Consider the following 1,227-nt stretch of genomic DNA (forward strand, 5'->3'; position numbering starts at 1 on the left):
GCCTTAGGAGCGTTGTTTTGGGCAGGCTTCTTAGGTGCCTCGGCCTTCTTTTCGGCCTTTGGTGCTGTCTTAGCAGCTGGTTTTACGGCATTCGTCAACGTCTTCACCGCCTTATCGTCAATTGTTGACATGTGGTTCTTAACGTCCAAACCAGCCTTTTCAGCTGCTGACACTAAGTCCTTTGATGAAACATCTAATTCCTTCGCCAATTCGTAAATGCGCTTGGTCATGTGTCATCCTCCCTAGATTTCTAAGTATTCCCGCATCTTTTTCGCAAATCCTCGGTCAGCTACTGCAATGACAGTACGCGCTAATCCGGTTGCGTCAGCTAATTCTTGTCGTGTCAAAGCGGTTGTAAATGGCACGTTATAGCTGGTTGTCTTATCTGTAAATTTTTTCATACTACTTGCACCGCCATCGTTAGCAAAGAAAACTAAACTTGCTTTACTGTTTCGAATTGAGCCAAGTACCATATCCTCACCGGTCACTAGTTTGCCAGCACGGCGCGCTAATCCCAATAAGTTTAAAAGTTTTTGCTTATTTTGCATCGCCAAACAATTCCTTCCGTGCAGCTTGGTGATCGACGTAGGCCATCAACTCATCATAGAAGTTATCGTCAAGCTTCGTTTCGAAAACACGATCAAACGTGCGCTTCTTCTTCGCCATCTCGGCAACTTCAACTGATAATGAGATATATGCCCCACGACCGTTTGCACGGTTGGTTGGATCAAGTTCAACGTTACCTTCGGGGGTACGTACGATGCGCACGAGTTCCTTCTTCGGTACCATTTCACCGGTTACGATGTCTTTTCGCATTGGAATCTTACGTGGCTTCATGAGCACACCTCCTTAGGCTTCTTCTGATGCCTCGAAATCGTCGGCCACATCAGCTTCGATAACTGGTGCGTTAGCGGATTCGTTTTCCTTGTTTGCCATGTCAGCAACAACAGCGTCACGTTCGCTTTCAGGCTTAATATCAATCTTGAAGCCTGTCAAACGAGCAGCCAAACGAGCGTTTTGTCCACGCTTACCGATAGCCAATGACAATTGGTAATCAGGAACCAACACCGTTACAGCACGGTCGTTTGTTGGATCAAAGATAACATCCACGACTTCAGCAGGGTTCAAAGCATTCTTGATAAATTGGGCTGGATCTTCTGTCCATTCCACAATATCCATGTTTTCGCCTGACAATTCAGTCACAACGGCTTGCACACGGGCACCGCG

General features: G+C 46.6%; 3 protein-coding genes and 1 pseudogene. All 4 read right to left on the reverse strand.

Translation table 11 applies throughout. From position 1 onward, the window contains the following. Positions 1-230: translation initiation factor IF-2 N-terminal domain-containing protein (locus WEIDD23_RS02195; RefSeq protein ID WP_197458777.1), on the reverse strand; the 230-nt coding region annotated here is incomplete at its 3' end. Positions 231-242: 12 nt separating this feature from the next. After that, a complete protein-coding gene (locus WEIDD23_RS02200; RefSeq protein WP_010373745.1) occupies positions 243-548 on the reverse strand; it encodes a YlxQ-related RNA-binding protein in 306 nt (101 codons plus the stop codon). After that, positions 538-837: an RNase P modulator RnpM gene (locus WEIDD23_RS02205; protein WP_010373747.1), complete on the reverse strand. Its 300-nt coding sequence runs from the start codon at positions 835-837 to the stop codon at positions 538-540. Before WEIDD23_RS02205 ends, WEIDD23_RS02200 begins: the two co-directional genes overlap by 11 nt. A gap of 12 nt (positions 838-849) precedes the next feature. Beyond that, positions 850-1,227: pseudogene (locus WEIDD23_RS14360) on the reverse strand (transcription termination/antitermination protein NusA); the annotation flags it as partial.

The organism is Weissella sp. DD23 (genome assembly GCF_001579105.1).
Classification (GTDB): Bacteria; Bacillota; Bacilli; order Lactobacillales; family Lactobacillaceae; genus Weissella; species Weissella cibaria.

What these genes read in the sequence shown, in the direction of transcription:
- WEIDD23_RS02200 (WP_010373745.1), bottom strand. Translation starts at nt 548, where the DNA reads ATGCAAAATAAGCAAAAACTTTTAAACTTATTGGGATTAGCGCGCCGT.
- WEIDD23_RS02205 (WP_010373747.1), bottom strand. Translation starts at nt 837, where the DNA reads ATGAAGCCACGTAAGATTCCAATGCGAAAAGACATCGTAACCGGTGAA.